Source organism: Microbacterium meiriae (assembly GCF_032364335.1).
GTDB lineage: Bacteria > Actinomycetota > Actinomycetes > Actinomycetales > Microbacteriaceae > Microbacterium > Microbacterium meiriae.
The window spans coordinates 1,722,021-1,742,865 of the sequence record NZ_CP133984.1 but is presented as its reverse complement, the minus strand read 5'-3'; the positions used below and the strand labels follow the sequence as shown (position 1 = coordinate 1,742,865).

Here is a 20,845-nt window from a genome sequence, read left to right as displayed (position 1 = left end):
TACTGTCCAAGAAGCCCCGGCCGCCCGGAAGAGGGCGCAGCAAGGAGTGTCGGTGCAGTTCACGTCCACGGACATCGAGCAGGTGGAGACCACCTGGCAGCAGTTCGTGCCCTCGGCGACCCTGCAGGACGTGGATCCGCGCCGGTTCCGCTTCGATTGGCGCTCGGTGGAGGCACCCTCGATGTCGCTGGTCCGTTACCAGCTCGCCGCCCAGGTGCACTCCCGCGCCGAGCCCGAGGATCAGCTGTTGGTGTGCCGCGTGGACGCCGCCGATGCCCGGATCTGGTCGGGGCGGCAGGGACTGGACGCCGCCCAGCCGTGGCTGACGGACGGCGTCCGCGTGGAAGCGAGATGGAATCAGGTGGCCCGGGTCCGGGCCCTCGTGTTCGATCGCACCGCAGCGCGCGACTCGATCAGGCAGATCACCGGCGACGACCGCCTCGAGCTCCGGGCCACCGGGCTCGCTCCGCATACGCGGGAGGACGGAGCACGGTGGGAGCAGATGTTCTCCTATATCGACGGCTCGTTCGGACCGGACGGCGCCGCCCCTCTCATCGCCGCAGAACTCGAACGCCACGCCCTCCTGCTGACGATGTCGGCGTTCCCCACCACGTTCAGCGAGTCGCTGCACCGTCCCGCGCAGCGCTCTGCGGCACCGGCCTCGGTGCGTCGTGCCCTGGCGTACATCGACGACAACGCACATCTGCCGATCACGGTCGACGACGTCGCCGCGGCCGCGTACATGTCCACGCGTGGCCTGCAGTATGCGTTCCGCCGCGCACTCGACATCACACCGAACGAGGCCCTGAGGCGTGCTCGGCTCGACGGCGCGCATCGGGATCTGCGACACGGCAAGGGAGCCTCCGTGTCGGCCGTCGCCCGCCGATGGGGTTTCAGCAATGTCTCCCGGTTCGCCACCGCCTATCGCGAGGCGTACGGGAATCCGCCCGTCCTGGGGGCCCTGTGACGCCGGGACTGACACCGCGCGCATACACTGTTCGTGCCCGACGGCGAGTCCCGGCGATGCGCACGATGTCGTGCGCAAATTGGGTAGAGTCCAAGTATCCCCGGGAGCGGTCTGCCGCCTCCCCCCTGCACGTTCCGAAGGAGCGCCATGAACACCCCCGCCTCCCGCGCGAAGGTCGGCTGACGATGGGCAGCCTGTACTACGGCGACACCCAGACGCCGATCCAGATCGAAGACCGCGCACTCGCGCACCTCAAGGTCGTCATCGCCACCAAGCTGCGGCGCAACGAGAGCTTCACCCTCTCCTGGCGCCACCCCGAGGGCGACGCCCCCGGCCGCTCCACGCTGTGGCTGCACCCGTCCATCCCGCTCCGGTTCGTCTTCGACGAGGCCGAGACGCCCGAGCTGAGCCGTCGCTGGATCGAGGAGCTCGCGCACTCCGCGAACTCGAGCGGAGGCATCACCCTCGTCGAGGAACATCTCGAAGGCGCAGACGTCGTCTGACGAGAAGGGCCGCGGGTTTCCCCGCGGCCCTTCTCGTTTCCGAATGGGTCAGCTCAGAGGCCCTCGTCCGAACTGGAGCTGACCGAACGCCGGGTCGTGGGCTCCCCCGTCGCCGGGTCGACGTACGTGCGCGACACGGTCTCCGTGCGACGTCGGCGGGCGAGCAGCACGATGCCGATGAGGAAGATGATCACGCCGGCACCCATGAGGATGTAGCCGACCATGTCCAGGTTGACCCACGGCACGTCGACGTTGATCGCGAACACGAGGATCGCTCCGATGACGAAGAGCGCGATTCCGCTGCCGATGCTCATTGTCTCTCCCGTTCCGCGGCGCGGTGCCGCTCTCGGGGAGCATGGCAGCGCCTCGTGGCGTCGAGGAGGGGCTTGACACGGCCACGCTCAGGTCTCCGGGACTCTCAGGCCGCACCGGACTCCGGGCGCCGGGCCCAGAGGTCAGGGCCGAAGACCTCGTAGTCGATACGGTCCGGCTCGATGCCGCGGGCCGTCAGTGCGCCCCGAACGGCTTGCATGAACGACAGCGGCCCGCAGAGGAAGACGCGTGCCGTCGGCGGAAGGTCGATGCCGGCGAGATCCATCCGGCCGGACCGCACCGACGGCCCCTCCTCCACGCCCGCCGTGTACCAGGTCAGGGCGCGGACGTCGCTCAGATGCTGCGCACGACCGCGCACGGCAGAGACGAGGGCGTGCGTGTCCGGCTCCCGGTCCACATGGAACAGGTGCACCGGCCGGTCGGGACGCCGCTGTGCGAGGTCGTCCACCATCGCCGCGACGGGAGTGATGCCGATTCCCGCCGAGATCAGGACCAGCGCGTCATCGGAGTCGTCGAGGAGCAGGTCGCCGGCGGGCTGGGAGACATCGAGTACCGTACCGACCTGCGCGTTCTCGTGCAGCCAGGTCGACACCTGACCGTCCGGTGCGCCGTCCACACCACGCACACGCTTCACGGTGACGCGCAGCGCTGCCCCGGGTGCAGACGAGGAGATCGTGTACTGCCGGGGCTGGCGCGTGCCGTCCGGGAGGTCGACGGCGACGGCCACGTACTGCCCGGTCCGATGGGGCGCCCGCTGACCGTCCACCGGCTCCAGGACGAGGGAGATGACGTCGCGGGCCTCCTCCACCCGCTCGATGACGCGGTGCGGCCGCCACGGGTGGTCCGGGTCTGTGCCCGCCTCCGCGTAGAGCCGCGCCTCCTCCGCGATGAGCGAGCAGCCGAAGAGCCAGTACACCTCATCCCACGCGGCGTGCACCGCCGGTGTGACCGCCTCGCCGAGGACCTCATCGACGGCGGCCAGGAGATAGCGGCCCACGATCGTGTACTGACGTGCCGACACCCCCAGCGAGACGTGGCGGTGGGCGATACGTCGCATCACCGGGGAGAAGTCCGGCGCGTCGGGATCGATGAGGTGGACGGCGAACGCCACGACGGACGCCGCCAGCGCCTTGGGCTGATCGCCCTGCGCCTGATGCGCGCGGTTGAAGACGTTCAACAGCTCCGGATGCGCCTCGAACATGCGCCGATAGAACAGGGTGGTGATCTCGTCGGCGTGAGAGGCGACGACGCCGGCGGTGGCGCGGACGATGGCTTCGGAATCCGTGGAGAGCTGCATGGCTGCCTTTCGGTCGGTGTCCGTTCAGCCTCTCGACGACGAGCGCGCCACGTCGCCGCGGATACCGTGGAAAACAGGACTCCGACCCGCTTTCACCTCACGTAGCCGTAGGACTCGACCCGCGGGAACGCGAGTCCATCGCCTTCGCCCGTCCACACGCCGGTGAAGCGCAGCACGACATCGTCTCCGGCGTCGAGCGGCCCGTTCCACGTGACCGCGTTCTCCGCCGCGGAAGGGCGGCCGGACGTCGCTTCCAGCGTCGACGCTGCCCAGGTCGAGTCGTCGAGGAGGCCGTCCAGGCGGAACGTGAGCGCGCTCTTCGTGGAGTCCACCTCGCCGTTGTTGAGGAACTGCATGGTGTACGTCACGGTGTCCCCCACCTGGGGATCGGTCGGGCTCATGTTGAACGTGTACTGGAAGAAGAGACAGGCAGGCCCGACGCGCTGCGCGAGCACGCCCGTGCTCAGCGGCTTCGACGCGGCCGGGTCCGCAGGTGTCGCCTCCGCGTGAGCGGCGGGAGCGAGCGTCGCTCCACCGAGCGAAAGAGCGGCCGCGACGCCGAGGGCGGCAGAGGCACGGGCAATGAGCGTCTTGTTCATGAGAGATGCCTTTCTCCGACGCGCTGCGGCGTCGGCGTGGTCGTCGAGGGAAACTCCTCGACGACCACTAGACGCCGAATGGCACGATCGATCACGCGACGACGAAGAAGTCGTCGCGCGATCGATCTGCCTGGCCTCTCCTAGTCCTCAATCACCGGCGCGACCCGCCACCCGACGGCGGACGCCGAGCGCTGTCAGTCCCGCAAGCAGCAGCAGCGCTCCCAGGGCGAACGGGCCGGCGGGTCCCTCGGATCCGGTCAAGGCGAGCTCACCACCCGGAGGGGGCGGCGGAGTGACGGCGGTCCCATTGGTGAGGACCACCCCGAGCGTCGCGTCTTCGGAGATCGTGAGCGTCGCGCCGTCGTCGCCGACGTCGACTCCTGCGCCGGTGAAGTGCGGGCTCTTCCACGTGACGCCCTCCACGGCGATCGGCGCCTTCTCGCGGAGCGTGACGACCGTTCCCGCCGGCAGATCCGCGAGTCCCTCGCTCTCGCCGGCACGGAGCGCGAGTTCACCGGTGACGGAATGCCCCGCGAGCTCGTACGAGTACTCCACGGTGAAGGTCTGGTGCGCAGGAACGAGGGAGGCCCCGGCCCCCGTGACCTTCTTGGTCACCGTGAAGCCCCCTACCGGCGGCGACGTGACCGTCGTCGGGTTGGTGAGCGTCACCGCGACCGTCGCGCCCCGTGCGATGGTGACGGTCGCGCCGCCATCGGTGATCGCCACATCGGTGCCGGAGAAGACCGGCGCCTGCCAGGTCACGCCGTCGACGTCCGCCGGCGTGACCTCAGACAGGGTGACGACCGTTCCCGCCGGCAGATCCTTCAGGCCATCGGTCTGCCCGGACCGCAGGGCGAGCTCGCCCTCCACCGTCTGTCCTGCGCGCTGATACGTGTAGGCCACCCGGAACTCGCGGTCGTCGGGCACCAGAGCCGCGCCGGAACCGCTGACCTCCTTGGTCACGGTGAACCCGCCGACCGGGAGCACCCCTTCACCGTCTCCCCCGCCCTGGGAGTAGATGACCGGCGTGCTCTCGGTGACCCACCGGGAGCCGGTCACGGTGTTGTGGAACGCATCACCGGGACGGACGTCGGCGGGCAGAGCCGTCTTGTAGCGGAGCACGTAGATCGCGTCGGCGACGATCGGCGCGTCGACCGTCACCGTGAACGACTCGGAGCTGACCTCCGTGACGGTGAAGTCGCTGCCCGACTGCAGCGCCGTCGACACGGTGTACTTGCCTCCCGCCCAGTCCTTCGCGAGCACGTACGCCACGGTGACGGACGCGGGATCGAGCACGAGGCCGGCCGTGAACGTGTCGGTGAGCGTCGGAGCCTCCCCGGCCAGTGCCGACGACGGGATGTTCACGCCCCACGCGATGTTCCGACCGTCGAGCGTCACGTCGCCCCACTTGGTCGGGGTCGTCGGCGCCGGGAACTCCGGGACCGGCCCGATCCCGCCGGGAACGTCGACCGGGACGACGGTTCCGCCGCCCGTCGTGAACGGGATCTCCGTCAGTGTGGTCTCCTCGTCCGCCCTGGCGCGGAAGTGCAGGGTGCCGCTGACGTCGGTGTGGCTGTCCACGTAGTCCGTAAGCGTGCACACGAGCTCACCGGTCGACACCTCGCATGTTCCGACGGTCTGGCCATCCGGCGCCGTCAGGGCGAAGGATCCCCGCACCCCGGTGAGACTCGGGCTCGTCGGGAAGGCGAGGCGGAAGGTGTCCCCCGCAGTCGCCGTGTCCGGCACTGCCCAGGTCGCTTCGAACGCGATCCGGTCCCAGACCTTGATCTGGTCGGTGGGTTCGGTGATGGTCAACGAGGTGATCCCCGCGACCTCCGCAGCGCGGGCCGTGGCCGGCGTCGCGATGACGGCCGCCAGGGCCGCCAGACAGATCGCGAGCAGAGCACCCACGAACGTCGTCAGGCGCGTTCCCCGCGCGCCCGATCTGATTGCATGCTGAATGACTGGCACTTTCGACTCCCCAGATGATCGATGAACTCGCGCGGATGGCTTCTTCCGCGCGAGTGATGTCCCCAGGAAGGGATGCAGAACGGCGCGTTCTGTTACGCGGTTCGGTCGAACGGGTTTCTCGCGGCACGTGCAATATGCCGTGATCCTGCGGAAAACGGCGTCATGAAACGGTCACCTCGTCATCTCTCCTGTGACGGATCGCTTCCCCTTCCGACGCGTCCGTCCGTCTGTAGAGGCATTCGCCGTCTACCTGGTGCCGGGAGCATCGTTGTCTCTCCCCGCTCCCGGCACCTCCTTTCGCAGCGCATCGATGCTCCACCGGTAGCGCTTCAGCCCACCGAGCAGGATCGCGGCGGCCGTGAAGACGAAGACCGGGTATCGGAACGGCGCAAGCGGCCCGAGGAAGACGAGCATCGTCACGCCGAACGTCACCGTGAGCAGCGCGGCGACTCCCGCCGCGAGCCGGGTCCACAGCCCGACGGCCAGCAGCAGAGCGAGGACGGTCTCGAGAGCCGTCGCCAGCACGGCCGCCGTGTCCACCACCAGGTCGACGGGGACAGGGACGAGCTGCGCCGTGTACGCACGGAAGATCGTCCACGATCCCCACGACACGCCATCAGCCCCCGGGCCGCCGAGGAGCCCGAAGCGGTCGGCGACGGCGAGGGCGAAACTCGCCGCGATCGCGAGACGCAACGCGATCTGCCCCACGTCCTCGATCCGACGACGGGTCTCCGCGTTCGGCACACTCGTGGTCGTCATGGCTCCTGCTCCGATCCGGAGGCTGACGGGCGTCGAGACCTCCAGAGGAGAGACGGGAGAACGCGGCGACGATTACGACGGACGAGACGGGTAGTAGGGCGGGTCGGACTTGAACCGACGATCGTTGGGTTATGAGCCCACTGCCTTAACCAGCTTGGCCACCGCCCCGTACCGCCCAGCCTAGCGGGGCAGGGCCTTACGCTTCCGTTGCGCGGACGTGCGTCGCCGCGTGCTCCAGGTAGATCGCCGCGTTCGCCACCAGAGAGGCACGCTCGTCGTCCGACAGCGCCCTGCGCACCTTCGCGGGAACACCGGCGACCAGGGAACCCGGCGGCACCTCGGTCCCGCCGAGCACCACGGCTCCGCCGGCGATCAGGCAGCCCTCTCCGATCACGGCACCGCTGAGGACGACGGCCCCCATGCCGATGAGAGAGCCGTCACCGATCGTGCAGCCGTGCACCACCGCGTTATGGCCTATGGACACCTGGGAGCCGACGACGACGGGATGCCCGGCGTCGACGTGGATCGACACGTTGTCCTGGACGTTGCTGCCCGGACCGATGATGATGGGCGCCGAGTCACCGCGGAGCACGGCGTTGTACCAGACGCTCGCACCGGGTCCGAGGGAGACCGCGCCCACGATGCGGGCGCCGTCCGCGACGAAGGCCGTGTCGTCGAGCTCGGGGATGCGATCCGGGAGGGCGAGGATGGAAGCTCCGGCAGCGATGCTCATGAGGCGAGACTACCCTCACTCCCCCGGAATCACGCGGAAGTGAGTGGAGCCTCAGCTTCCTTGCGGAATGTCTGAGGCTGAGTAGCGTTGTACTCGTCAGTCAGAGAACTTCATTCGGAGGAGCACAAGATGAGCAAGCCCCAGACCGTTTCCACCACCGCCATCGACCCGACTGTCGCCGCCGGTGCGGCGCAGTTCCTCTCCCCCGTCGTCCTCGGTCTCCAAGCGCTGACCGTCAACGGCAAGCAGGCGCACTGGCACGTCCGCGGCGCCAACTTCGTCGGCGTGCACGAGCTGCTCGACACGATCGTCGCCCACGCCGGTGACTTCGCCGACACCGCCGCCGAGCGCATCGTCGCTCTGGGCCTCCCGATCGACGCGCGTGTGAACGCCGTCGCCGAGAAGGCCGGCGCCACCGGCGTTCCGGCCGGCTTCGCGCAGTCGGACGAGCTGATCCGCGCCGTGATCGCCGACATCGACGCGATCCTCGTCGATGTGAAGGCAGCTGTGGAAGGCCTCGACGAGGTCGACCTCACGAGCCAGGATGTGGCGATCGAGATCCAGCGCGGCCTCGAGAAGGACCGCTGGTTCCTCGTGTCGCACATCGCGGCCTGACACCACGTTCACGACGAAGGGCGGCTCCGATACGGGGCCGCCCTTCGTCGTGTGCGCGCCGCCTCAGGCGACGTGCGTGAGGCGGCCGCCGAGCAGCGTCGTGGTGACGGGCATCGTCCGGAGCCCCGCCGCGTCAGCGATGCGAGGATCCGTCCCGAGGATCACGATGTCTGCGCTCTGACCGGGACGGAGAGATGTGCGGACACTCGCTTCGAGCGCCTGCTCCAGCGTCAGCCGCTCCTCCGGATGCCAGGCAGCACGGTCGTCGTCAGTCCGCCAGACGGCCGCGGAGATCGCGTGCCAGGGGTCGAGCGGGGCGACCGGCGCGTCGGACCCGAAGCGCACCTCCGCGCCTGCCGCCCGCAGCGAGGCGAGCGGATAGCCGATGGCCGTCTGACCGGCCCAGTGGTGCTCGACCAGGTCGCGGTCGTCCACCGCATGCTGGGGTTGGACGCTCGCGCGCACCCCGAGCCGGGCGAATCGAGCCAGATCCGCGTGCCGCACCAGTTGCGCATGCTCCATCGATCCCGTGGCCCCGGAGGCCCCGAAGGCGTCGAGGGCCGCCGTCACGGCGCGATCGCCGATCGCGTGCACGGCGACCTCGATCCCGGCTCCCGCCGCAGTGGTCAGCAGCGCCGTGAGTTCGTCCGGAGGCACCGTCAGCACCCCGTAGTTCGCGGGGTCGCCAGGGTAGGAATGTGAGCAGGCCGCGGTACGGGTGCCGAGCGAGCCGTCGCTGATGACCTTCAACGACCCGACCCGCACGAGGGATCCGACCAGCCCGGTCGGATCCGACACCGCGAGGCGCTCCCCCGTCCGGAGGCCCGCGGTGATCGCCCGATCGAGATCCGCCCGATAGAACGCGAACTCGACACGGTGCGCGGCGAAGCCCGCGAGGATCCGTCGCGGCCAGGCATCGGCGTTCCACGCCATGTCGAAGTCGACCAGACCGGTCACGCCACGCGCTGCGGCCGCCGCCCCCGCACGGATGACCGCCTCATCGCTGTGGGCAGGGTCGACGGCATTCAGGCGGCGGGAGATCTCGAACGCGTCCTCCTCGCGGAGCAGACCGTCGTCCCCGCGGAAGCCCTCGCGCGCCAAGGCCGCCGAGTTCAGCCAGACGCTGTGCACGTCCGCGTTGATCAGGTAGGTCGGCACCACGCCGGTTTCGGCATCGAGCGCGGACACGGATGGCCGGTCAGGCCACAGCGCGTCCCGGAACCCCGTGCCGATCCGTCTTCCATCGGGGAGGACCGGAGCGTCGCGCATCAGTCTCGCGGCCGCTGCGGCCGAGTCCGCCTCGTCCAAGGGCACGCGCTCCGCCGCCAGAGCCCACTGCACGGTGTGCACGTGGTTGTCCCACAGCCCGGGGACCGCCCAGGCACCGTCCGCTTCGATGACCTCTCCACGGGCGGGCAGCGCTCCGGTCGGTGCGATGTCGACGATGTGCCCGTCGGCGAGGTGGAGGTCGACCGGCTCATCGTCCAGCAGGAACTCCCGCCCCGGACCCACGGGGCGGACGGCACGGACCGTTCCGACCTCGACTCCGAGGGCGCTCACGCGCCGCCACCCGTCCGTGCGTCCTGTGCACGACGCATCTCCGCGGCGAGGGCGGCGTTCTCGTACGGCCCTTCGGCGTGCAGCGCCGCGATCACCGCCTCGATGGTCTCCGCGGGCTTGTTCTGGCTCAGCTTCCGCTTGGCGACGACCTTCGTCGGGGTGAGGCGGAAGCCGACCGTTCCGGATTCGAGTCTCTCGATGAAGGCCGCGTCGTTCGGACGCTCCCACATCAGGCGCGGGTCGGGCAGGCGCGACTCGAACCGCGCGACGAGGGCATCGAGCACACGGAGATTCTCCGCGGTGCTGAGGATCTCGGGAACGCCCGACAGGTGCACCGCGGTGTAGTTCCAGGTGGGGACCGCGGGGACGTCGCCGTACCAGCCCGGCGAGACGTACCCGTGCGGCCCTTGGAAGGCAAGCAGGATCTCCCGGTCCCCCAGACCGTGGATGGCGTCGTCCGGGCGGCCCACGTGCCCCACGACCGTCAGATCATCGCGGTCGTCGTCGAGGAGGACGGCATAGTGCGAGGCGACCAGACCATCCTCAGGCGCACTCACCACCGTCGCCCACGGGTTGGCGTCGATGACGCGGCGGATCTCGGCCACATCGGCGAGCGTGAAGCTCGGATTCTGTCGCATGGATCCCAGCCTAGAGCGGCGGAAGCCCCGGGGATCCCGCCCTCAGGCCTGACAGCGCGGGCACCAGTACAGCTTGCGGGCGCCGATCTCCTCCAGGGCGATCTCGGTCCCGCACACCCGGCACGGTAGGCCGGCGCGGTGGTAGACCCAGTGGCGGTCGTCGCGGCTGGCCATCGCGGCGCGGTACTGCTCAGGAGACAGTCCGTCCATGGTCATCATCTGACCGGTCTCCACACCGATGGCCAGCAGCCGCACCCAGTCGTGCCAGAGCGCCCTGACGACATCCTCCGGGACGTCGCGGCCCGGCGTGTGCGGGTTCAGGCGCTGCCGGTAGAGCATTTCGGCGCGGTACACGTTGCCGATGCCGCTGACGACCGCCTGGTCCATCAGCAGCAGCGCGATCGGGGTCGGCTTCTTCCGCACGGCGCGGACGAACCGCTCCTCGTTCTCCGCCGGATCGCCGACGAGCGGATCGGGGCCGAGCTTGGCCACGGTCGCCAGCATCTCCTCCGGCGTCTGCAGCACGCACGCGGTGGGACCGCGCAGGTCGGCCACGGTGATGTCGGTCATGAGACGGAGACGCACCTGACCCACCACGGGCGGGGGCCATTCGTCGACCTCGTCGGTCAGCCCCTTGGTCTGCTCGGACATCCGCACGTGGACCCTGGCGCGACGCGGAGCCCCGATCGAGGCGAGGGAGTTCTCACCCGCGTCGTCCAGGATCGCCTCGTCGAAAGTGGTGCCGCGCTGATTGGTCTGTCCCATCCGGCCGTTGGCCGACGCGATGGTGGGATCGACGAGGATCTCCCCCGCGAAGTCCCACGCGCCGTAGAGGCCGAGGTGCACACGCAGCCAGAGGTCGCCCTCCGCCTCGAGGAACATCTGCTTGCCGACGGCCTGCACGCTCACGGCCTGGCGCCCGTCGAGCACGGCGGCGCCCTCGGCGAAACGGCCCTGCGGGCTGGACGCGCTCATCGTCTTGCCGACGAAGTTGCGATCAAACTGCCGCGCGATGCGGTGGACGGAATGTCCCTCGGGCATGTCAGGCCCGGGGGTCCGGGAGGAGCGAGCCGTCGCGCTCGAAGTCGGCGATCTGTCCGATGCGCCGGACGTGCCGCTCGTCGCCGGAGAACGGCGTGGCGATGAACCTGTCGATGAACGCCGTGACCTCGTCGTAGGTGTGCTGACGCGCGCCGATGGAGATGACGTTCGCGTCGTTGTGCTCCCGCGCGAGCTCGGCCGTGGAGAGGTTCCAGACGAGCGCCGCGCGGACCCCGGCGACCTTGTTCGCGGCGATCTGCTCGCCGTTGCCCGAGCCGCCGAAGACGATACCGAGCGCCGGCACCCCTGTCGCCTGATCGACGACGACGGCCTGCGCCGCCCGGATGCAGAAGGCCGGGTAGTCGTCGAGCGCGTCGTACTCCACCGGACCATGGTCGATCACCTCGTGCCCCGCGGCGCGGAGATGCTCCTGCAGCCGCGTCGAGAACTCGAGTCCGGCGTGATCGGTGGCGATGTGGATGCGCATGGTCTCCATCCTAGGATCCGGTGTCCGGGACTCAGGGGGCGATGCCGGCCGCCGCGGGCTTGAACCCCGCGCGCACGTTCTCGCAGCACCCGGGACGGCAGACGTCGAACGCGCCGGGCAGATCGGTGACGTGCGGACGCTCCGCGTTCGGGCGACCCTGCAGGCGCTCCTCGATGAGATCGACGATGCCCTCCACGAACGCCTCGCGGACGCCGGGCGTCGGCGTGCGGACGAAGGCGAGGCCCGCCTCCTCCGCGGCCTCGGCGGCCTCGGTGTCGAGATCCCAGAGGACCTCCATGTGGTCGCTCATGAAGCCGACGGGGACCACGATGACCGCCTTACGACCGCGCACCGGGAGCTCCGCGATCACGTCGCAGACATCGGGCTCCAGCCAGGGCTGCGACGCGGGGCCCGAACGGGACTGGTAGACGAGCTCCCAGGGCACATCGGCGGCTCCCGGGATGGCCGCCCGCACCTGCTCCATCGCCCACTCCGACACGGCGAGGTGCTGCGCGGCATAAGCCCCACCCTCGCCCCAGTCGATATCGCGGGCGCCGGAGCGCTCGGCGTCGGCCGTCGGGATGCTGTGCGTGGAGAAGAGGACCTGGATCTCGGTCGGCGCGAAGCCCTGGTCGAGATAGCCCTGCACCGACTCCCGCACGCCCGCCTCGAAGGCCTCGACGAAGCCGGGGTGGTCGTAGAAGGGACGGATCTTGTCGATGGTGACCGTCTCGCCGAGGCCGGTGTCCGTCAGTACGCGAGCGAAGTCCTCGCGGTACTGGCGGCAGCTGGAGAACGAGCTGTACGCGCTCGTGGCGAAGGCGAGGAGGGTGGTGTGACCGTTCGCGGACGCCTCGGGCAGCACGTCCTCCAGGTACGGACCCCAGTTGCGGTTGCCCCAGTACACGGGGAGGTCGATCCCCCGGGCCACGAGCGCCTTCTCCAGCGCGTCCTTGAGCACACGGTTCTGGCCGTTGATCGGGCTCACCCCGCCGAAGTGACGGTAGTGGTGCGCGACCTCCTCCAGACGCTCATCCGGGATGCCCCGACCGCGCGTCACGTTCCGGAGGAAGGGGATCACGTCCTCCTGACCCTCCGGGCCGCCGAAGCTCGCCAAGAGGATGGCGTCGTAGGCGACGGGCGTGGTCACATAGGGGTCGCCGCCGGCAGCGGCGGGCGAGGCAAAGGGAACGACATTCGGCTCGATCGCGGTCACCCCTCCATCTTCCCACCTCCGCGGACGACGAGCGTCCGCACGACCGTGACTATCCCCGGTCCGTGCGGATCGACGGCGCGCGCGTCGCTCTGGCGTAGGCTGTCATGGTTGCCGTCGGCGCCAACTGCGCCGACCCCGGTTACATCCCCTCACCCCTGGGAGTACAGCTTTGCCTGGAGAGAACCTCACCCGAACCGAAGCGCAGGAGCGCCGCGACGTCGTCGACACGCACTCCTATGAGGTCGCCCTCGATCTGACCAAGGGCGCCGAGGTCTTCGGCTCCCGGAGCGTCGTGCGCTTCTCCGCGTCCCCCGACAGCTTCACCTTCATCGACCTCATCGCCCGTGACGTGCGCGAGATCTCGCTCAACGGAGAGCAGCTCGACCCGCGCGAGGTCTTCGCAGACTCCCGGATCGCGCTCGCCGGTCTGCAGGAGGAGAACGTCCTCGTCGTCGACGCCGACTGCCTCTACACGAACACCGGCGAGGGCCTGCACCGCTTCGTCGACCCGGTGGACGGCGAGGTGTACCTCTACTCGCAGTTCGAGGTGCCCGACTCCCGTCGCGTGTTCGCCGTCTTCGAGCAGCCCGACCTCAAGGCCACCTTCCAGTTCACGGTGACCGCTCCCGCGGAGTGGAAGGTCGTCTCCAACTCCCCCACGCCCGAGCCGATCGTCCACGACGACGGCGTCTCGGCCACCTGGGGCTTCGAGCCCACGCCCCGGATCTCTTCCTACATCACGGCTCTCGTCGCAGGACCGTACGAGGCCACCTTCTCGGAGCTCACCAGCGCGTCCGGCCGGGTGATCCCGCTCGGCGTCTACGGCCGCAAGAGCCTCTGGCAGCACCTCGACGCCGACTACATCTTCGACAAGACCCGAGAGGGCTTCGCCTACTTCGAGTCGAAGTTCGGCGTGCCGTACCCGTTCGCCAAGTACGACCAGCTCTTCGTGCCGGAGTTCAACGCCGGCGCCATGGAGAACGCGGGCGCCGTGACGTTCACCGAGACGTACGTCTTCCGCAGCAAGGTCACGGACGCCGTCAAGGAGCGTCGCGTCGTCACGATCCTGCACGAGCTCGCGCACATGTGGTTCGGCGACCTCGTCACCATGAAGTGGTGGAACGACCTCTGGCTGAACGAGTCGTTCGCCGAGTGGGCCTCGACCATCGCGACCGCCGAGGCGACCGAGTGGACCGAAGCCTGGACCACGTTCAACGCCATGGAGAAGACCTGGGCCTACCGCCAGGACCAGCTCCCCTCGACCCACCCGATCGTCGCCGAGATCAACGACCTCGAGGACGTGCAGGTGAACTTCGATGGGATCACCTACGCCAAGGGCGGCTCCGTCCTGAAGCAGCTCGCCGCGTGGGTCGGCATCGAGGCGTTCTTCGCCGGTGTCTCGCAGTACTTCCAGAAGCACTCCTGGGGTAACACCGAGCTCAGCGACCTGCTGTCCGAGCTGGAGGCCACGAGCGGTCGCGACCTCGGCACCTGGTCCAAGAAGTGGCTGGAGACGGCCGGCGTCAACACTCTCGAGCCGGTCGTGGCCGAGGACGACAACAGGAAGATCTCGCGCTTCGCCATCACTCAGACGGCTCCGGCCGACTACCCGACCATCCGTCCGCACCGTCTCGGCATCGGCTTCTACTCGCTGCAGGACGGCGCGCTCACGCGCACCCACCACATCGAGGTGGACGTGGACGGTGACCGCACCGAGGTGCCCGAGCTCCAGGGCCTGGCTCGCCCCGATCTCATCCTCCTCAACGACGACGACCTCGCGTACGCGAAGATCCGTCTCGACGAGAAGTCGCTCGCGACCGCGATCGCCCACCTCGCCGACATCCACGACCCCCTCGCCCGCTCGCTCGTGTGGGGTGCGGCCTGGGACCAGACCCGCGACGCGGAGACGCCCGCATCCGACTACATCGACCTCGTCCTCGGCAACATCGGTCGGGAGACCGAGTCCACCACGGTCCGGACCACGCTCGCGCAGCTGCGGACGGCCGCGACGCTCTACGTCGCTCCGGCGGAGCGCGAAACCGCACGGCTGAAGGTGGCCGACGGTCTCTGGGCGCTCGCCGAGTCGGCGGAGGCCGGCAGCGACAGCCAGCTCCAGTTCGTCACCGCCTTCGCGAACAACCTGGTGACGCCGGAGCACGCCGGCATCGTCGGCCGTCTGCGCTCGGGCGAGGAGACGCTCCCCGGACTCGACGTGGACGCCGACCTGAGCTGGCAGCTCCTCGTCGGCCTTGCGACGATCGGTGCGACCGACGCCGGTGCCATCGACGCCGCGCTGGCCGCCGACAACACGGCCAAGGGCGCGGAGTTCGCTGCGCAGGCGCGCGCGGCTCTTCCGGACGCCGCAGCGAAGCAGCAGGCCTGGGACGCGCTGATCGCGCGCGACGACGCCCCGAACACGATCGTCCGCTCCGCAGCCCTCGGTTTCGTCCACCCGGCGGGTGCCGAGGTGCTCGGTGCCTTCGTGTCGCAGTACTTCGACATGCTCCTGCCAGTGTGGGAGTCGCGGACCTACCAGATCGCCCAGTACCTGGTCGTCGGGCTGTTCCCCACCGCGCTCGCGGACGTCGCCCTGCGCGACGCGACGCGCGGATGGCTCTCCGAGCACCAGGACGCGCCGCCCGCGCTGCGCCGTCTCGTTCTGGAGAACCTCGCGGACGTGGAGCGCGCTCTCGCAGCGCAGTCCCGCGACGCCGAGGACTGACCCTCCGCCACCGACACGACACGGGCCTCTGCCGCCGCTCTTCCAGCCGGCGCAGAGGCCCGCTCGGTACCATCGAGACGATGCTGATTTCCGCCGAGACGACCCCCGCGCCGACGCCCGCCGAACTCCCGCCGTGGGTGCAGGACATGCTCGCCGTGCTGACCACGGTCGGCGGCAAGCTCCTCCAGATCGCGATGATCATCGGCGCCTGCGTCCTCATCGCGCTCGTGCTGCGCCGGGTGATCACCCGCGTCGTGCACCGCATCGTGGACACCGCCAAGAACAAGGCCGCCGTCGACGACACGCAGGCGCTGGAACGCTCCCCGCTCGCGGACATGCGCCTCGTGCAGCGCACCCGAACGCTCGGCACCATCCTGCAGAACATCGTGAACGTGATGCTCGTCATCATCGCGATCATCCTCATCGTCAACGCGATCGACAACGCTCTCCTCGGATCGCTCACCCTCCTCACGGCAGCGGTCGGCGCCGGCCTGGGTTTCGGCGCCCAGAACATCGTCAAGGACGTGCTGAACGGGATCTTCCTCGTCGCCGAGGACCAGATCGGCATCGGAGACGTCGTCGACCTCGGGCTGGCGAGCGGCGTCGTCGAATACGTCAGCGTGCGCGTGACCCAGGTGCGGGACGTGAACGGGACGCTCTGGTACGTCCGCAACGGCGAGGTCACCCGCATCGGGAACATGTCGCAGGGCTGGGCGCGGGCGATCGTCGACATCGGTGTCGCCCCGGATTCCGACCTCGAGCAGGTCGAGCAGATCCTTCTGGAGACCGCGCAGGGACTGGCGAAGGACCCGAAGTGGCGCACGCGCATCGTGGAAAAGCCGGAGCTGTGGGGCCTCGAGTCCATCGACGGGGATGCGCTCGTCGTCCGGGCCGTCATCAAGACCAGGGCGAACGCGCGGGACGACGTGGCACAGGAGCTCCGACGCCGCCTCCGGGCCGCTCTGCTGGAGAAGGAGATCGACGTGCCGCGTCTCGCGGACGTCGTGCCCACCGGACTGGAGGGCGCGCGCCGCGTCCGGGGCGCCAACCCGCCGAAGACGCGCCCCAACGCCGTCACCGGGGTGCCCGTCATCCCCGACCGCGGCATCTGGCGACGCAAGAAGAACACCGGCGGCGACGGGAGTGCAGACAAGTGACGTTCTACGACGAGGTCGGCGGCCGCGAGACGTTCGCGAAGATCGTCTCGGTGTTCTATCGCGAGGTCGCCCTCGATCCCGTGCTCAAGCCGATGTACCCGGAGGAAGACCTCGGTCCCGCGGAGGAGCGGCTGCTGCTGTTCCTCGAGCAGTACTGGGGCGGCCCGACCACCTACGGCGAGACCCGCGGTCACCCCCGCCTGCGGATGCGCCATATGCCGTTCCGGGTCGATCCCGACGCCCGGGATCGTTGGCTTCGTCATATGCGCACCGCCGTGGACGAGGCGCAGTTGTCCCCGTTGCACGAAACCACTCTCTGGGACTACCTGGAGCGCGCCGCCTATGCCATGGTGAACACATTCGAGCCGTCCGGTATCGGTACGGCACCCCAGGGCCGCACGACCCTGGAGACCCGATCCCGTCAGGAATCAACGGAGAACCCATGACGACGACACCCCCGACCGCAGACGTCCTGGTGATCGGTTGGGGGTTGGCGGGGCTCGTGGCCGCCGCGGAAGCCCTCGAGGCCGGACGTCGCGTCGTCATCGTCGACCAGGAGCCCCGCACGAACCTCGGCGGGCAGGCGTGGTGGTCGTTCGGCGGCCTGTTCCTCGTGGACTCCCCCGAGCAGCGCCGCCTCGGCATCAGCGACTCGCTCGAGCTCGCGACCCAGGACTGGTTCGGTACCGCCGGATTCGACCGACCCGAGGACGAGTGGCCTCGGCGCTGGGCCGAGGCCTACCTGCAGTTCGCAGCCGGCGAGAAGCGGTCGTGGCTCCGCTCCCGCGGCGTCGGCTTCTTCCCGGTGGTCGGCTGGGCCGAGCGCGGCGGCTATGGTGCCCTCGGACCGGGGAACTCGGTCCCTCGCTTCCACATCACCTGGGGCACCGGGCCGGGGATCGTCGCCCCGTTCGCGGCCGCCGTCGAGCAGGGAGAGCGCGAGGGACGGCTCACCGTCCTCGCCCGACACCGCGTCGAGGAGCTCATCCTCACCGACGGACGCGTGACCGGCGCGCGCGGGAGCGTGCTGGCGTCGGATGGTGCCGCACGCGGCATCCCCTCCTCGCGCGAGGTCATCGGCGCCTTCGAGATCGACGCGACGGCGACGATCGTGGCCTCGGGGGGCATCGGCGGAAACCATGACCTCGTCCGCGCGGCCTGGCCCCCGCGCCTCGGCACTCCCCCGGCGCACATGCTCTCCGGCGTGCCCGCCTATGTCGACGGCTCGATGCAGGCCGTGAGCGCCACCGCCGGCGCCCGCCTCATCAACGGCGACCGGATGTGGCACTACGTGGAGGGCATCACGAACTGGAACCCGGTGTGGCCGCAGCACGGCATCCGCATCCTGCCAGGGCCGTCGTCGCTGTGGCTCGACGCGACCGGACACCGGCTCCCCGTTCCGCTCTTCCCCGGCTTCGACACCCTCGGCACGCTCGAGCACCTGCGGCGGACGGGCCACGACCACTCCTGGTTCGTGACCTCGCGGCAGATCGTGGAGAAGGAGTTCGCGCTGTCCGGCAGCGAGCAGAACCCCGACCTCACCGGCAAGGATGTGGCGCTGCTGCTCAAGTCCCGCCTCGCGAAGGGGCCGACGGGACCAGTGCAGTCATTCCTCGACGAGGGCGAGGACTTCATCGTCGAGAACGACCTGGAGTCCTTGCTGGAGCAGATGGCGGCCCACCCCGGGGGCGGGCTCCTGGACATCGAGGCCGTGCGCCGGGAAGTGGTCGCTCGCGATCGCGAGATGGCGAACGACTTCAGCAAGGATGCGCAGATCGGCATGCTGCGCTCGATGCGGGCCTATCGCGGGGACAAGCTCATCCGCACCGCGGCGCCGCACCGGCTGCAGGATCCCTCCGCAGGACCGCTGATCGCGGTCAAGCTGCACGTGCTGACCAGGAAGTCCCTCGGCGGGATCAACACGGATCTCGACGGTCGTGCCCTGGACGGAGGCGGCGCACCGATTCCTGGCCTCTTCGCCGCCGGTGAGGCCAGCGGCTTCGGCGGCGGGGGCGCGCACGGCTACCGCGCCCTGGAGGGGACATTCCTCGGCGGGTGCCTGTTCTCCGGCCGTCAGGCGGGACGCGCGGCGGCTGGCCTCGGCTGAACCGGCACTGTTCCCCTGGTCCTGCCTGCGGTCACGTCAGGCGGTGGAGCCGGTGGCCCGCACCCCCGTCAGTCCGGTGGCGACGGGGCCCCGTGCGAGGACGTGGCCGCGGCGGAACGCGAGCCGCGTCCAGCGGCCGGACCGCGTGACGGTCACGTCCTCTTCACCGGAGATGAAGCCCAGCGCGTCCGCGGCGAACGCCACGCCCCGCGGCAATCCGCCGAGGTCGTCGTCCGGCTCGCCCCAGATGGCCGCACGAAGCGCGCGCACGGCCTCCTCACCCGACCCCGGTCCCGCACCGTGGGCGACCGCGGAGATGCCCCACTGTGCACGCTGCGCGATGGTGGAGGCGGGCAGGACGGACTCCGCGAGCCAGCCCTGCCGCGGGGGCGCGACGCCGGCCCATGCGGGCGAGAGGGCGGTCTCGGGCAGCCCGAGGCGCTGCGGGTCGTCCGTCGGGCTCAGGGCGTCGATCACGAGGTCGCACTCGAGCTCCGGATCGGCACGGACGATGCGCATGGCGAGGATCGTCGGCGTCTGGTCGAAGAGCCCCTGGGGTGCGAGGACCGCCGTCGTGAGCGCCAGGACGCCGCGATGGGCCTGCAGGCGAACCCCTTCGTCGGACACCCGGGCCGCGCGGCCCGTGAACGTGAGGACATCCTTCGCCGTGTCCGGATCGGCGAGCAGGAGCTGAGGGGTCACGCGTTCTAAACTACCAACGAGCGGCGACCCGGGGCCGCGGAGGGGAACACATGAGCGCCGACGAACACGCCATCCAGACCGTGGAGCGTCTTCTCGACGTCCTCGACCTCGACGCCACCCAGGCGCGGACCACCGAGGACATCTTCACCGGTTCGTCGCACCCGATGCCGAGCGGCCGCATCTACGGCGGTCAGGTGCTCGCGCAGACCCTCGTGGCCGCGGAGCGCACGCTGCCGGAGGACCGGGCCGTCCACTCGATGCACGGGTACTTCCTCCGCCCCGGCGACGCGAGCCAGGGCATCACCATCGCCGTCGACCGCATCCACGACGGCCGCTCGTTCTCCACCCGTCGGACTCAGGCATACCAGAACGGCGTCCCGATCTTCTCGATGATCGCCTCGTTCCAGGACGCCGACCCCGGAGTGGAGCACGCCGAGCCCATGCCCGCCGGTATCCCTGTCCCCGAGGACCTCGTCCCCGATGAGGACCGGGTGCCGGGCCTCGCCGGCGGTGCACGGCGCATGCTGAGCGAGCGCGCCGCGGACATCCGCCACGTCGACTCCCCGCTCTATCTGCCGAACGATGATGAGAGGGTTCCGCGGCAGGCGGTGTGGATGCGGCTGCGTGCCCCGCTCCCTAACGACCAGCGGCTGCATCGGGCCGCGCTCGCCTACCTCAGCGACATGACGATCCAGGAGTCGATCCTGCGCGCTCACGGAGTGTCATGGTCGCTGCCCGGGTTGAAGGTCGCGAGCCTGGACCACGCGATGTGGTGGCATCGTCCGGCCCGCGTGGACGAATGGCTCCTCTACGTGCAGGAGTCGCCGAGCGCCCGGGGCGGTCGCGGTCTGGCCACGGGGCGGGTGTACACCCGTGAGGGCGCGCTGGTCGCGAGCGTCGCGCAGGAGATCATGATTCGCGTCCCGGAGGATCACTGACCTGCGCTCAGCGGTGGGCGTACTCGATGGAGGGGCCGACGTACGGCTCCCATGCCTCGCGCATCTCCGCGGTCAGCCGCGTCGGCCGCCCGGTCCCCGCGTCGACGAGCACGATGACGGCCGTGGACCGCGCGTAGAGTTCACGCGGCTCGGCGGCCGGGTCATTGTGCACCTCGTAGCAGACCTCGACGCTCGAGCCACCGAGCTTCCCGAACCACATCTGCACCTCCAACGGGCGGCGCTGATACGGCACCGGAGCGAGGTACTCGATCTCCTGCCGCGCGATGAGCGTCAGGATGCCTTCCTCGATCCCGGAGTCGAGGACGGCCGTGGACGGCGCCTGCTCGCCGGGTCCCGCCCGCCAGAACGCGCGGACGCGCGCCTCCTCGAGCAGCTTCAGCATCGAGGTGTTGTTGACGTGGTTGAACGCATCCAGATCGCCCCAGCGGAGCTGGATCGGGATGTGCAGGCGGGAACCCGGCGAGTCGGTGCTCATGACC

21 protein-coding genes, 1 tRNA gene and 1 pseudogene are annotated in these 20,845 nt (G+C 69.8%); 8 read left to right on the top strand and 15 right to left on the bottom strand.

Features of this window, described 5'->3' with window-relative positions:
• The first annotated feature begins 52 nt into the window (after positions 1-52).
• Positions 53-967, top strand: a complete 915-nt coding sequence (locus RI211_RS08350; protein ID WP_315636893.1) for a helix-turn-helix transcriptional regulator — start codon at positions 53-55, stop codon at positions 965-967.
• Positions 968-1,152: 185 nt separating this feature from the next.
• Entirely contained in the window at positions 1,153-1,470 is a 318-nt protein-coding gene (locus RI211_RS08345) for a DUF7882 family protein (protein ID WP_060921991.1), read from the top strand.
• Between the two features lie 53 nt (positions 1,471-1,523).
• On the opposite strand, the gene RI211_RS08340 is transcribed toward RI211_RS08345, so the two are convergent.
• From RI211_RS08340 to RI211_RS08305, 8 genes and pseudogenes are all read right to left on the bottom strand, one after another.
• Positions 1,524-1,784 (bottom strand): DUF6458 family protein, encoded by a 261-nt coding sequence (locus tag RI211_RS08340; protein ID WP_187664041.1) that lies wholly within the window; start codon positions 1,782-1,784, stop codon positions 1,524-1,526.
• Between the two features lie 104 nt (positions 1,785-1,888).
• On the bottom strand, positions 1,889-2,395 hold the full coding sequence (locus RI211_RS08335; protein WP_311198672.1) for a ferredoxin reductase domain-containing protein: 507 nt from the start codon (positions 2,393-2,395) through the stop codon (positions 1,889-1,891).
• 330 nt (positions 2,396-2,725) lie between these two features.
• A pseudogene (locus tag RI211_RS08330) lies at positions 2,726-3,103 on the bottom strand (globin domain-containing protein); the annotation flags it as partial.
• A gap of 89 nt (positions 3,104-3,192) precedes the next feature.
• Positions 3,193-3,699, bottom strand: coding sequence for a hypothetical protein (locus tag RI211_RS08325; RefSeq protein ID WP_315636894.1), 507 nt, complete (start codon positions 3,697-3,699; stop codon positions 3,193-3,195).
• 147 nt (positions 3,700-3,846) lie between these two features.
• Positions 3,847-5,610 (bottom strand): DUF5979 domain-containing protein, encoded by a 1,764-nt coding sequence (locus RI211_RS08320; RefSeq protein WP_315636895.1) that lies wholly within the window; start codon positions 5,608-5,610, stop codon positions 3,847-3,849.
• 306 nt (positions 5,611-5,916) lie between these two features.
• Entirely contained in the window at positions 5,917-6,429 is a 513-nt protein-coding gene (locus RI211_RS08315; protein ID WP_292795194.1) for a DoxX family membrane protein, read from the bottom strand.
• Positions 6,430-6,523: 94 nt separating this feature from the next.
• Positions 6,524-6,597, bottom strand: a tRNA-Ile gene (locus RI211_RS08310).
• 28 nt (positions 6,598-6,625) lie between these two features.
• Positions 6,626-7,162, bottom strand: coding sequence for a gamma carbonic anhydrase family protein (locus RI211_RS08305; RefSeq protein ID WP_187664036.1), 537 nt, complete (start codon positions 7,160-7,162; stop codon positions 6,626-6,628).
• A gap of 129 nt (positions 7,163-7,291) precedes the next feature.
• On the opposite strand from RI211_RS08305, the gene RI211_RS08300 reads away from it, so the two are divergent.
• Positions 7,292-7,777 (top strand): Dps family protein, encoded by a 486-nt coding sequence (locus tag RI211_RS08300; RefSeq protein ID WP_315636896.1) that lies wholly within the window; start codon positions 7,292-7,294, stop codon positions 7,775-7,777.
• 63 nt (positions 7,778-7,840) lie between these two features.
• Here RI211_RS08300 and RI211_RS08295 read toward each other — a convergent pair whose 3' ends face one another.
• The 5 genes from RI211_RS08295 to RI211_RS08275 are packed head-to-tail and all read right to left on the bottom strand — an operon-like array spanning position 7,841 to position 12,719.
• Complete coding sequence (locus tag RI211_RS08295) at positions 7,841-9,337, bottom strand: amidohydrolase (RefSeq protein ID WP_315636897.1); 1,497 nt, start codon at positions 9,335-9,337, stop codon at positions 7,841-7,843.
• The gene (locus RI211_RS08290) at positions 9,334-9,975 is read right to left on the bottom strand and encodes an FMN-binding negative transcriptional regulator (protein WP_280566285.1); all 642 of its coding nucleotides are present in this window, start codon (positions 9,973-9,975) and stop codon (positions 9,334-9,336) included. Before RI211_RS08290 ends, RI211_RS08295 begins: the two co-directional genes overlap by 4 nt.
• A 42-nt stretch (positions 9,976-10,017) precedes the next feature.
• The gene (locus tag RI211_RS08285; RefSeq protein WP_259951554.1) at positions 10,018-11,016 is read right to left on the bottom strand and encodes an Fpg/Nei family DNA glycosylase; all 999 of its coding nucleotides are present in this window, start codon (positions 11,014-11,016) and stop codon (positions 10,018-10,020) included.
• Between the two features lies 1 nt (position 11,017).
• The gene (locus tag RI211_RS08280) at positions 11,018-11,503 is read right to left on the bottom strand and encodes a ribose-5-phosphate isomerase (RefSeq protein ID WP_136052822.1); all 486 of its coding nucleotides are present in this window, start codon (positions 11,501-11,503) and stop codon (positions 11,018-11,020) included.
• 31 nt (positions 11,504-11,534) lie between these two features.
• Positions 11,535-12,719 (bottom strand): ferrochelatase, encoded by a 1,185-nt coding sequence (locus RI211_RS08275; RefSeq protein WP_315636898.1) that lies wholly within the window; start codon positions 12,717-12,719, stop codon positions 11,535-11,537.
• Between the two features lie 169 nt (positions 12,720-12,888).
• Between RI211_RS08275 and pepN the strand changes: the two genes are divergently transcribed.
• The 4 genes from pepN (at position 12,889) to RI211_RS08255 (ending at position 18,705) form a co-directional block, all read left to right on the top strand.
• Complete coding sequence (gene pepN / locus RI211_RS08270) at positions 12,889-15,441, top strand: aminopeptidase N (protein ID WP_315636899.1); 2,553 nt, start codon at positions 12,889-12,891, stop codon at positions 15,439-15,441.
• 80 nt (positions 15,442-15,521) lie between these two features.
• The gene (locus RI211_RS08265) at positions 15,522-16,598 is read left to right on the top strand and encodes a mechanosensitive ion channel family protein (RefSeq protein WP_187664030.1); all 1,077 of its coding nucleotides are present in this window, start codon (positions 15,522-15,524) and stop codon (positions 16,596-16,598) included.
• Positions 16,595-17,044: a globin gene (locus RI211_RS08260; RefSeq protein WP_187664029.1), complete on the top strand. Its 450-nt coding sequence runs from the start codon at positions 16,595-16,597 to the stop codon at positions 17,042-17,044. The genes RI211_RS08265 and RI211_RS08260 overlap by 4 nt, the downstream gene beginning before the upstream one ends.
• The gene (locus RI211_RS08255) at positions 17,041-18,705 is read left to right on the top strand and encodes an FAD-binding dehydrogenase (RefSeq protein ID WP_315636900.1); all 1,665 of its coding nucleotides are present in this window, start codon (positions 17,041-17,043) and stop codon (positions 18,703-18,705) included. The genes RI211_RS08260 and RI211_RS08255 overlap by 4 nt, the downstream gene beginning before the upstream one ends.
• A gap of 36 nt (positions 18,706-18,741) precedes the next feature.
• On the opposite strand, the gene RI211_RS08250 is transcribed toward RI211_RS08255, so the two are convergent.
• Positions 18,742-19,407, bottom strand: a complete 666-nt coding sequence (locus tag RI211_RS08250) for a DUF8185 domain-containing protein (protein WP_187664027.1) — start codon at positions 19,405-19,407, stop codon at positions 18,742-18,744.
• 50 nt (positions 19,408-19,457) lie between these two features.
• Between RI211_RS08250 and RI211_RS08245 the strand changes: the two genes are divergently transcribed.
• Positions 19,458-20,345, top strand: a complete 888-nt coding sequence (locus tag RI211_RS08245) for an acyl-CoA thioesterase (protein WP_315636901.1) — start codon at positions 19,458-19,460, stop codon at positions 20,343-20,345.
• Positions 20,346-20,352: 7 nt separating this feature from the next.
• On the opposite strand, the gene RI211_RS08240 is transcribed toward RI211_RS08245, so the two are convergent.
• Complete coding sequence (locus RI211_RS08240; protein ID WP_187664025.1) at positions 20,353-20,841, bottom strand: acyl-CoA thioesterase; 489 nt, start codon at positions 20,839-20,841, stop codon at positions 20,353-20,355.
• Between the last annotated feature and the right edge of the window lie 4 nt (positions 20,842-20,845).